The organism is Pseudalkalibacillus sp. NRS-1564, from assembly GCF_050467905.1.
Taxonomy (GTDB): domain Bacteria; phylum Bacillota; class Bacilli; order Bacillales; family Guptibacillaceae; genus Guptibacillus; species Guptibacillus hwajinpoensis_B.
Window position 1 is genome coordinate 1 of sequence record NZ_JBITPM010000058.1, and the last position, 10,149, is coordinate 10,149.

The window sequence follows — 10,149 nt, forward strand, 5'->3', positions numbered from 1 at the left end:
TCGGCATGGGTGAAGATCATGAATGCCGATCGTTTTGATCTGAAAACGAGTAAGGATAAGATGGCGTCTAAGGCTTAATAAATCATAAAAGCACCATCTCAAACGCTTCTAAGCGTTTGAGATGGTGCTTTTTTTGGATCGTCTTTCAATTCCTGATGTTTTCACTCGTAAATCTAACTTATTTTTCTAATGGCAAACGAGAACTGAGAATCTCACTTTTGCTTTTTAACATATATGCATTTCTTTTACTAGAGTAGTCAATAATCATATCTTCTTTGAAAAAGGATTCGTGCTTAACTCCTAAAATCACAGGCTTATAATTAGTCTCTACCAACTTCTCACCTGTCTGTGCTTTATTGGATGACAAAGCCTTAAATGTAATCCAGTCGGCACCAATGCTACATCCACCTAAACTAGGATTAAGCTGAAAAGCTACGTAATCCTCTGTATTTAACTGTTCAATTGCAGCGTCCGTAAACGTAATAGTCAAGGTCCTCACTCCTTCAAGAATACAATAATGCTTCACGCCTAAACCATATCACACCACTATATCCGATTCAATTTAATTGCACTCTATTCGATTGCGCAAAATATATTCTCAACAGTCATTACAATTATAAAGACGTATCTTTCTATAAATCGACCTCTTTATTGCAACTAATTAAAATCCCACCTTAACTTTGGAGTTAAGGTGGGATTTAGTGAAGTTTATTATAGCTCTAGTACGGCTACGCACTCCACGTGCGTGGTATGCGGGAACATATCAACAGGCTGAACTTCCTTCGTTTCAAACCCGCCATCTTCTAAGATGCGTAGATCACGAGCGAGCGTAGCCGGATTACAAGATACGTACACAACTTTCTCAGGCTTCATATCAATAATCGTTTGTAGCAGCGCTTCGTCGCAGCCTTTACGTGGTGGGTCAACGACGATCACATCAGGCTTGATGCCCTGCTCTTTCCAGGCTGGAATGACGTTCTCTGCTTCACCTACCGCAAACTCTGCGTTTGTGATGCCGTTTAGCTCGGCATTTCGCTTCGCATCTTCAATCGCTTCTGGTACGATTTCAACGCCATATACCTGCTTTGCTTTTTGCGCGAGGAACAGAGAAATCGTTCCGATGCCGCAATAAGCGTCGATGACCGTTTCATTCCCAGTAAGTCCAGCGTATTCAAGCGCCTGATCGTAAAGGACTTTCGTTTGATCCGGGTTTACTTGATAAAACGAGCGTGCTGAAATCGCGAATTTAATGTCGCCGATCGTATCGTAAATGTATGGTGAGCCCCACAGGACGCGGGTTTCGTCACCGAAAATCACGTTCGTGCGCTTGGGATTTACGTTTTGAACGATTGATTTCACTTTCGGAAGTTGCTCAGTGATGTCTTTGATGATGTTCTTTCTATTTGGTAAGTCTTTGTTTTTTGTAACGATGACGACCATGATGTCGTCCGTTTGTTTTCCGTATTTTGCAACAACGTGTCTAAGCGTTCCGCGATGTGAACGCTCGTCGTATGCGCGGATGCCGTATTTTTCAGCGATCTCTTTTACGACGCGAAGAACTTCGTCGTTCTCCTGCTCCTGAATGAGACACTGGTCCATGTCGATAATCTGGTGACTGCGCTGCTGGTAGAAGCCAGCGACGATCTTACCATTCTGTTCGCCAACTGGTACCTGAGCTTTGTTGCGGTAGCGCCATGGGTCTTCCATGCCGAGCACAGGATGAACGGGTACGTCGATTTTCGCGATCCGCTCCATCACATCTTGAACTTGCTTATGCTTGAACTTCAACTGGCTATCGTACGTAATGTGCTGTGTTTGGCAGCCTCCACACTGATAGAAGATTGGACACGGCGGCGTGTTACGGTCTTCGCTCTCAACTTTCACATCAAGAATCTTTCCGAAGCCGTAACCTTTCTTCGTTTTGATCACTTTCACGTTCGCTGTTTCGCCAGGGATACCGTACGGGACGAAAAGCGTGTAACCATCTATTTTCGCAACGCCTGCTCCGTCATGGGAAAGGTCTCTGAACTCTACTTCAACAACGTCATTCTTTTTTACAGGTACTTCTTGATTACTCATTTGGTTTCCGTCCTTTTCCGTTCAATTTCATGTACAAAAATTGTACCACAGTGTGAATGGATCGCGAAATGTATCAGCGCGGTGCTTTTTGCATGTGAGGCAAGCTCGATTTCATGGTTTATTGGCCAAAATGGGATTATATTGGCTAAACTCACGATATATTGGCCAAATCTGAAATATATTAGCCAAAATCAATTTTTATTGGCCAAACCCAAATTTCCTCCTCCACTCCCAGATCCTCCACTACAACAGAAAAAGCCAGAGCTCTCAGTCTCTGACTTCTCCCATACACTTCACTTCTACTCACCTGAAATAGCGCGCTTGTGCGCGGCTTCTTCTTCGTTTGTATGTTTCTCGCTCGTTTCTTTCGGGACGATCATTGTGATGTGACGATATAAGTTCGTAAACTCTGCTGGAAGTGGGCCGCCGTACTCTCCGTCCAGGTTGAGCTGCATTTTATCGACTGATTCTACTTTGATGTGACTTGCTTTTTTATAGACAACATTTGGATCATTAATATGATCACCACGTAGCGCACTACTTGCGATCCGAATGAATTCTGCGATGTTCGTCTTTTTCAAAATCATGAGATCGAACAGTCCATCATTCAATGACGCATGAGGGGCTAGCTTTTCAAATCCGCCGATGGAATTTGAGTTAGAGACTAGAAAAAGCATAATTTCATCTTCAAAGAGTTTTCCATCATATTCAATCCGAGTCCTCGCCGGGCGAATGGATGGAAGCATTTCGATGCCTTTCATATAATAAGCTAGCTGGCCAAGCATTGTTTTAAGCTTACTAGGTACTTCATACGTTAATTCAGTCAGGCGTCCGCCACCTGCGATGTTGATAAAGTAATGTTCGTTTACACGACCAATATCAATTGGCATTTCAAGGCCGTTGCATAGGACATCCATAGCACCTTCAACTGTGCGAGGAACGCCAATCGCTCGTGCGAAATCGTTCGTTGTACCAACTGGAATAATCCCCATTTTTGGACGATACGGCTGCTCAGCGATGCCATTGATTACTTCATAAATCGTTCCGTCTCCACCTGCAGCAATAACAAGATCAAATCGTCTTTCTACAGCGATGCGCGCTGCTTCCGTTGCATCCCCTTCACAAGTGGTTGCATGGGCAGACGTCTCGTACCCATTTACTTCAAGGCGTTCTAAAATGTATGGCAGCGAGCGCTTCACTTGTTCTCTACCGGACGTTGGATTATAAATTAGTCTTGCACGTTTCATCCTTCATCATCCTATCTTCTCTATCTTAATTCTTTCATTCTGATTTGCATGTATGGTTACTTTTTTGAATTGGTTTGGACAATAATCGTACGCGTTCTCTTAAGTAATGTCTTCTTTTATTTATATGATAGTCGCAAACAAAAAACGCCCACATTCTCGTGACCGTTTTCCACCGCTTAACCTTCTGTTCTGATTATAGGCTTTTCCCTAAAAAAAAGCAAAGCCGAAAAAATGCGGATGAGGTATACAAGCTTGCACTTCTATATAGACAATAAAAAAACCCTCCGCAATGGGAGGGTTTCACAATTTATCGCTTATCCATTTCTTCAACAATGAGTTTGTTTACCATTGGAGGATTTGCTTTTCCTTTGGTTGCCTTCATCACTTGACCAACGAGGAAGCCGAGTGCGCGGTCTTTCCCGTTTTTGTAGTCTTCGATGGATTGTTCGTTCTCGTCAAGAATACCTGAAACGATTGAACGAAGCTCGCCTTCGTCAGAAATCTGCACAAGGCCTTTGTCTTTAACGATCTGTTCAGGATCGCCGCCTTTTTCGATAAGATCTTTGAATACTTTCTTCGCGATCTTAGAAGAAATTGTTCCTTTCTCGATTAGAGAAATTAGTTTGCCTAATCCTTCCGGAGTTAGGGCCACTTCATCAATTTCTTTATAGTTCGCATTTAAGTATGCCGATACTTCACCCATCAACCAGTTTGAGGCTTGTTTAGGATCAGCTCCCTGGTCAATCGCTACTTCGAAGAAATCTGACATTTTCTTGGACTGAGTGAGTACCATCGCATCGTACTCTGGAAGATCATATTTCTGCACATAGCGCTCACGACGAGCATCTGGAAGTTCAGGAATATCTTCGCGCACGCGGTCCATCCACTCTTTATTAATCGCAAGACGAACAAGGTCAGGCTCTGGGAAGTAACGGTAGTCGTCAGATCCTTCTTTCACACGCATCAGAATTGTTTTCTTGCCAGCTTCGTCATAACGACGCGTTTCCTGACCGATCACGTTTCCTGCTAGAAGTTCTTTCTCCTGACGTACTTCTTCGAATTGAAGACCTTTTTGTACGTTAGCAAATGAGTTCAAGTTCTTAAGCTCAGTTTTTGTACCAAACTCTTCTTGTCCATATGGGCGAAGAGAAAGGTTCGCATCGCAACGAAGAGATCCTTCTTCCATTTTACAGTCAGACACTTCCGTATATTGAAGAATCGCTTTAAGCTTCTCAAGGTAAGCATACGCTTCTTCAGGTGTACGAATATCCGGCTCAGATACGATCTCAACAAGTGGTGTACCCTGACGGTTGAAGTCAACTAGAGAATGGTTCTCTCCATCAACGTGCGTGAGCTTACCAGCATCTTCTTCAAGGTGAAGACGCGTAATACCGATACGCTTTGTTTTGCCGTTTACTTCAATATCAATCCATCCGTTTTCACCGATTGGCTTATCATATTGTGAGATCTGATAAGCTTTCGGATTATCTGGGTAGAAATAGTTTTTACGGTCAAACTTCGTATCTTCTGCGATTTCACAGTTCAATGCCATTGCCGCACGCATCGCAAAATCAACAGCTTGTTCGTTCATCACTGGAAGAACACCAGGATGACCTAGACAGATCGGGCAAACGTTCGTGTTAGGCGGCGCACCGAAATTCGTTGAACAATTACAGAAAATCTTTGTGTTTGTCTTCAGTTCTGAGTGAACTTCCAGACCAATAATAGTTTCAAAATTCATTTTCAGTCGTCACCCCTTACAGCTCTGGTTTAGCCTTATGATGATCCGTTGCTTGCTCAAATGCATGAGCTACGCGGTAAACGGTCTTCTCATCAAAGTGCTTTCCGATTATTTGAAGTCCAACAGGTAGGCCATTTGATAAACCACAAGGTACGGAAATCGCAGGAACGCCTGCAAGGTTAACCGGGATTGTGAGAATATCATTCGCATACATCGTTAGCGGGTTATCAATTTTCTCGCCTACTTTAAAGGCTGGTGTCGGCGTTGTAGGTCCGATAATCACATCGTAGTCCTCGAATACTTTTTCAAAGTCATTCTTGATGAGCGTACGAACTTTTTGTGCTTTCTTATAATAAGCATCGTAATAGCCAGAGCTAAGTGCAAATGTACCAAGCATAATACGTCGCTTCACTTCGTCACCAAAGCCTTCGCTTCTTGTTTTCTTATAAAGATCAAGAAGGTTCTCAGCTTCAGCACGAACGCCATAGCGGACGCCGTCAAAGCGAGCAAGGTTAGCTGATGCTTCTGAAGAAGAAAGAAGATAGTATGTCGCTACAGCATATTTAGAGTGAGGTAGAGATACTTCCTCCCAAGTTGCGCCGAGCTCTTCAAGCTTTTTAAGTGATTGAAGGACGCTGTTCTTCACGTCTTCATCTACACCTTCAGCAAGGTATTCTTTCGGTACAGCAATACGTAGTCCTTTTACATCACCAGTTAGGCTAGAAAGGTAATCTGGAACGTCAACGTTCGCTGATGTTGAATCCATCTTATCGTGACCTGCAATAGATTGAAGAAGATAGGCGTTATCTTCTACGGTGTTTGTGATTGGTCCAATTTGATCGAGTGATGATGCGAACGCGATCAAGCCAAATCGAGAAACGAGTCCGTAAGTAGGTTTTAATCCTACAACACCACAAAAAGCAGCTGGCTGACGGATTGAGCCACCTGTATCAGAGCCAAGTGAGAAGAAAACTTCTCCAGCAGCAACAGATGCAGCTGAGCCGCCGCTTGAGCCACCAGGTACATAATCGGTGTTCCATGGGTTACGCGTGCCAAAGAAGCCAGAGTTCTCATTAGAAGAACCCATCGCGAACTCGTCCATATTCAATTTGCCCACAGTGATTGTTTCCGCTGCATTTAAACGTTCAACCACCGTTGCATTATGTAATGGGTCAAAGTTGCTTAGAAGCTGGCTTGACGCTGTTGTACGAAGGCCTTTTGTGACGATGTTATCTTTCACACCTACAGGGAGACCAAAAAGAAGCCCTCTTGCATCTTCTGTACCGAGCTTTTCATCAAGCGCTTTTGCTGCTTGCATTGCTCCTTCTTCATTTAACGTCATGAATGCTTTTACCTTTTCGTCGACCGTATGAATACGATCAAACGAGGTTTGAACAAGTTCACTGACGGATAGTTCTTTCTTATGAAGCAAGCTGTGAAGCTCACTTATGCTTTTATCAAACAAGGACGTTGCCTCCCTTACTCAAATATTGATGGAACTTTTACTTGACCATTCTCTTTATCAGGTGCATTCTTCAATGCTTCCTCACGAGATAACCACGGCTGTGCTTTGTCTTCACGAAGTACATTTTTTAAATCGAGAACATGCGTTGTAGGCTCAACGTTCTCTGTATCTAATTCATTCAGCTGCTCCGCCATTGAGATAATGTCATCAAGCTGAGTTGTAAATTTTTCGACCTCTGCCTCATCCATTTCTAGTCTGGCGAGATTAGCTACATGCTTAACTTCTTCTTTGGTAATTCTGGACATCACTTTCACCTCCACAAATTTCGAACAACCTGCAATATATAGATGATACCAAAAACAAGCTTCATTAAGCAACAGAACGCCGTCTGTTCCAATTTTAAACAAACGTTTAATTAAGAAAATGTAATTAAACGTTTGTTTGACTGCTGTGCCGTACCCGCAGACTAAAACGTTCTCTACTATACAAGGCATTTCTCAATAAAAAGACTCACCCATCTCAGGGTGAGTCTTCAAAAAGGATAATATTAAAATTCAGATGTCTTAGCTGCTTCAAATTCATCTTCAATCTCTTTACCAGGTTCTTTACCTACAAAGCTGAATGCCATAACAGCGATCCACGCAAGAATAAAGCCTGGAATCAATTCGTAAAGGTCGAAGAGTCCGCCTGATAATTGAGCCCATAGAATAACGACTACTGCACCCGTGATGATACCAGCAAGGGCACCATTACGCGTCATACGTTTCCAGAATAGACTCAGTATAATTACTGGCCCAAATGCGGCACCAAACCCGGCCCACGCATAACTTACAAGATCAAGAACACTGCTATCAGGGTTGTAAGCAAGTAGAATAGCTAGTAACGCAATCGCAAGAACCGCGATACGACCTACCCATACAAGCTCAGTCTGACTAGCATTCTTACGAAGGATCGCTTTATAGAAGTCCTCCGCAACAGCACTTGAAGATACAAGAAGCTGAGAGTCAATTGTACTCATAATCGCAGATAGGATTGCAGCAAGCAAGAAGCCGGAAACCCACGGATTAAAGAGCACTTGTGTAAATTCAATAAAGACTGTTTCCGAGTTCGGAAGGCCCGCATCGAAATAGGCAATACCGATGAAACCAGTAAAGATTGCACCAAACAATGAAAGAACCATCCATGACATACCAACAAGGCGTGCTTTAGGAATCTCTTTTGAAGATTTAACTGCCATAAAACGAGTGATGATGTGAGGTTGGCCAAAGTAACCAAGTCCCCAACCAAGCAGGGAAATAATCCCCATAAAGCTCATACCAGTAAAGATATCTAGATAAGTTGTATCCGTTGCACCAACTTGATTAACAGTTTCGCTCCAGCCACCCATTTCATTTAGGGCAACAATTGGCACGACAACAAGTGCAAGGAACATAAGTATTCCCTGGAAGAAATCTGTCCAGCTTACCGCTAAGAAACCACCGAGGAACGTATAAGAAATAATAACAAGTGCACCGATCCACAATGCGCTTTCATAGCTCATTCCGAACGAGCTTTCAAACAGGATTGCGCCCCCAACAAGACCTGAAGACGTATAGAACGTAAAGAATACAAGAATGACAATTGCCGAAATCACGCGAAGTGCTTTCGAACCATCACGAAAACGGTTTTCAAGGTAATCAGGAACCGTAATCGAATCATTCGCCACTTCTGTATAACGGCGAAGACGCGATGCAACAAACTGCCAGTTCAGGTAAGCTCCGATTGCGAGCCCAATCCCAATCCAAATTTGACTCATACCACCTGCATACATTGCACCAGGTAGTCCTAGTAAGAGCCAGCTACTCATATCTGATGCTCCGGCACTAAGTGCTGCAACAGATCCACCTAATCTTCTTCCTCCAAGAACATAATCAGATAAGTTACTTGTCATTTTGTAAGCAATTAATCCAATTGCGAGCATACCGACAAGGTACACTATAAATGTGACTAACGTTGGCGTCTCAATACTCATCGAGTACTATTCTCTCCTTTCGGTAAAAAAAGTTATTATTGATAATACGACTAATAAAGGCATTGGTATAAGTAGCCAGAACCATGTTGCGGTAGTTAAGGTATATTCCACACTTTCACCCCCTCCAAAGTCAATATTCACAACTATGCATTTTCGCTGTGAATTCAAATTATTCAAGTAGACCATTAGTCCTTTACAAACCAATGATTACTATATCACAAAATATTTTTCTGAACAATGAAAATATTATAAGATAAACTTTTTAATGAATAAAAATACACAATAAAAGAGATTTCCCTTCTTTTAGCAACTTTTATGTCATAAGTATTCAGGAAAATTTATTTAAATTAATTCACCATTATTTGCCTCATCTACATACTCTAGTAACATTTACCCACTATTTTGTAATGTTAATCTTTAAATTGAAATATTTTTTATAGATTGCCGCGTTTCTCTTCTTTTCATACCTTCATAACGCTAATTATTATAACTATATTTTCCATGTAATTTTGAACCTTCCCACTTCAAAATCTTTTTAAGATTTTTCATTATATGAACGAAACAAATCGGAAAGATTACTGTTTGCAAAACGTAATGATTACGATATAATGAGTGGCAGAGAAACTTACGGAAGGGAAAATCATTTATGAATAATCGCTTTTTTAAATTAGCGCTATTATTATCTATATCTACGTTTATCCTTGTCGCTTGTGGTCAAGATGAGTCAGACTCTAAAACGGATGGGAAGCTCACCATTTATACAACACTTTACCCCCTTGAATACTTTGCAGAACGGATTGGAGGAGAAGATGTAACGGCAGAGTCAATCATTCCTCCTGGTAGCGATGCACATAGCTTTGAGCCAACAACTAGAACAATGGCCGAATTAGCTGAAGCTGATTTGTTTATTTATAATGGTGCAGGTATGGAAGGATTTGCTGATGCTGCACAGGATACGCTAAGCAATGAGGATGTCATGGTTCTTGAGTCTGCTAAAGACATCCATCTGGATGAATCAGAAGAAGAGCATGAAGAACATGAAGAGCACGCCGATCACGATCATGGTGATATGAATCCCCATATCTGGATCGATCCCATCCTTGCAATCGAGCAGGCTGAAAATATTAAAGATGCTCTAATCACGCTCGATCCTGATCAGAAAGAAACATTCGAAACTAATTTTAATTCTTTGCAAGAAGAATTATTAGCCTTGGATCAATCTTTTCAAGAAATGGCTGATCGTGCAGCTAAGAAAGAATTTCTCATCTCTCATGATGCTTATAGCTACTGGGAAAGTCGTTATGGCCTTGAACAATTAAGCGTCTCAGGTCTTTCTCCTTCTCAAGAGCCAACTCAAAAACAATTGGAAGAAATTATCGAAACAGCTAAAAGCCACAATTTGAAGTATATGCTTTTCGAACAAAATGCTACGCCCAAGCCTGCTAAAGCAGTTCAAAAAGAGCTTGGACTCAATACGCTTCGCATCCATAACCTATCAGTTTTAACCGAGGAAGATATCGAAAATAATGAAACATACTTCACATTAATGAAAAAAAACATTCAAACACTTCAAAAAGCCTTGTCTGAATAAACAAAAACCCTCTCA

General features: G+C 41.9%; 8 protein-coding genes. 1 reads left to right on the forward strand and 7 read right to left on the reverse strand.

Translation table 11 applies throughout. From position 1 onward, the window contains the following. Positions 1-178 precede the first annotated feature (178 nt). The 7 genes from ACIFPW_RS22015 to putP all read right to left on the reverse strand — a co-directional run bounded on the left by ACIFPW_RS22015 (position 179) and on the right by putP (position 8,543). Entirely contained in the window at positions 179-490 is a 312-nt protein-coding gene (locus tag ACIFPW_RS22015; protein WP_430247160.1) for an iron-sulfur cluster biosynthesis family protein, read from the reverse strand. 221 nt (positions 491-711) lie between these two features. Next, a complete protein-coding gene (rlmD, locus tag ACIFPW_RS22020; protein ID WP_430247161.1) occupies positions 712-2,079 on the reverse strand; it encodes a 23S rRNA (uracil(1939)-C(5))-methyltransferase RlmD in 1,368 nt (455 codons plus the stop codon). A 299-nt stretch (positions 2,080-2,378) separates the two neighbouring features. Further along, positions 2,379-3,326 carry a diacylglycerol kinase gene (locus tag ACIFPW_RS22025; RefSeq protein WP_194222420.1) on the reverse strand — a complete coding sequence of 316 codons (948 nt, stop codon included), beginning with the start codon at positions 3,324-3,326 and terminating at the stop codon, positions 2,379-2,381. Positions 3,327-3,633: 307 nt separating this feature from the next. Then, entirely contained in the window at positions 3,634-5,067 is a 1,434-nt protein-coding gene (gene gatB, locus ACIFPW_RS22030; protein WP_194222421.1) for an Asp-tRNA(Asn)/Glu-tRNA(Gln) amidotransferase subunit GatB, read from the reverse strand. Between the two features lie 16 nt (positions 5,068-5,083). Further along, complete coding sequence (gatA, locus tag ACIFPW_RS22035; RefSeq protein ID WP_194222422.1) at positions 5,084-6,532, reverse strand: Asp-tRNA(Asn)/Glu-tRNA(Gln) amidotransferase subunit GatA; 1,449 nt, start codon at positions 6,530-6,532, stop codon at positions 5,084-5,086. A gap of 14 nt (positions 6,533-6,546) precedes the next feature. Next, entirely contained in the window at positions 6,547-6,837 is a 291-nt protein-coding gene (gatC, locus tag ACIFPW_RS22040) for an Asp-tRNA(Asn)/Glu-tRNA(Gln) amidotransferase subunit GatC (protein WP_430247162.1), read from the reverse strand. Between the two features lie 242 nt (positions 6,838-7,079). Next, positions 7,080-8,543 (reverse strand): sodium/proline symporter PutP, encoded by a 1,464-nt coding sequence (gene putP, locus ACIFPW_RS22045; RefSeq protein WP_194222424.1) that lies wholly within the window; start codon positions 8,541-8,543, stop codon positions 7,080-7,082. 646 nt (positions 8,544-9,189) lie between these two features. Between putP and ACIFPW_RS22050 the strand changes: the two genes are divergently transcribed. Continuing rightward, positions 9,190-10,134 carry a metal ABC transporter substrate-binding protein gene (locus ACIFPW_RS22050; protein ID WP_430247163.1) on the forward strand — a complete coding sequence of 315 codons (945 nt, stop codon included), beginning with the start codon at positions 9,190-9,192 and terminating at the stop codon, positions 10,132-10,134. The last annotated feature ends 15 nt before the right edge of the window (positions 10,135-10,149 follow it).

Coding starts and splice junctions, on each gene's coding strand:
- rlmD (WP_430247161.1), bottom strand. CDS start 2,079: ATGAGTAATCAAGAAGTACCTGTAAAAAAGAATGACGTTGTTGAAGTA.
- ACIFPW_RS22025 (WP_194222420.1), bottom strand. CDS start 3,326: ATGAAACGTGCAAGACTAATTTATAATCCAACGTCCGGTAGAGAACAA.
- gatB (WP_194222421.1), bottom strand. CDS start 5,067: ATGAATTTTGAAACTATTATTGGTCTGGAAGTTCACTCAGAACTGAAG.
- gatC (WP_430247162.1), bottom strand. CDS start 6,837: ATGTCCAGAATTACCAAAGAAGAAGTTAAGCATGTAGCTAATCTCGCC.
- putP (WP_194222424.1), bottom strand. CDS start 8,543: ATGAGTATTGAGACGCCAACGTTAGTCACATTTATAGTGTACCTTGTC.
- ACIFPW_RS22050 (WP_430247163.1), top strand. CDS start 9,190: ATGAATAATCGCTTTTTTAAATTAGCGCTATTATTATCTATATCTACG.